Here is a 1058-nt window from a genome sequence, read left to right on the forward strand (position 1 = left end):
GCCGAAGAGACCGTCGCGCACGTCTTCGCCGAGGTGCTCGAGATGGACCGGGTCGGCGCGTTCGACAATTTCTTCGAGGTGGGCGGCAACTCCCTCACTGCGGCGGCCGCCGTCGCCCGGGTCGCCGATGCCACCGAATGCGCACTGTCGGTGCGTGATCTGTTCGGCAACCCGACGGTGGCAGGCTTCGCCGCGTGCGTGGGCCGGGCACGGCGCCGGGTGCGGCCCACACTCACACCGATCGCGCGCGACGGCCTGTTGCCGCTGGCTCCCGCGCAACATCGGATGTGGTTGATCAACCGCGTCGACCCGGAGTCCGCCGCCTACAACATTCCGCTGGTCCTGCGGTTGACCGGGCGACTCGATCCCGCCGCACTGCGCACGGCGCTGGGCGATGTCCTCGATCGCCATGAGGCGCTGCGAACGCGCTACCCCGCCCGTGACGGTCACGGTATGCAGGAGGTTCTGTCGGCCGAGGCGGCTCTGGCCGACTTCGACTGTGTCCCGGAACAACTCGGGCAGGACCGGCTTGCCGGCCGGATCCGCGAGCTGACGGCCGCCGGCTTCGATGTCTGTGCCCGCCCGCCGTTGCGCGCGGACTTGCTCACGATCGGCCCCGACACGCATGTGCTGGTGCTCGTCCTGCACCACATCTGCTGTGACGGTACGTCGTTGGCGCCGCTGGCAGCCGACTTCGCCGCCGCCTACGCGGCACGGTCGCAGGCAACGGCACCCGATCAGGTGCCACCTCGGGTGCAGTACGCCGACTACGCCGACTGGCACCGTCGCCTGCTCGGCGACGAAGCGGATCCGGATTCGCTCGCCGCTGACCAGTTGCGGTACTGGACAACCCAATTGGCCGATGCGCCCGCAGTGCTCGAGTTGCCGACCGACCGGCCCCGGCCCGCTCGCCGTTCGATGCGCGGCGAGGCCGTCACCACGCAGCTCTCCGCCCGGACCTACACCGAGATCGAGCGACTCGCCCGCGCCGCGGACGTCACCCCGTTCATGGTGGTCCACGCCGCACTCGCCGTTCTGCTGGCCCGGCTGTCGGGAAC

At 70.4% G+C, this 1058-nt stretch carries 1 protein-coding gene; it reads left to right on the forward strand.

The window, feature by feature from the left end; translation table 11 throughout:
* The coding region (locus ACFWDO_RS21480; protein ID WP_380347223.1) for a condensation domain-containing protein at positions 1–1058 on the forward strand (1058 nt) is incomplete at both ends.

The sequence above is a fragment of the Isoptericola sp. NPDC060185 genome (assembly GCF_042728595.1).
GTDB lineage: Bacteria > Actinomycetota > Actinomycetes > Actinomycetales > Cellulomonadaceae > Isoptericola.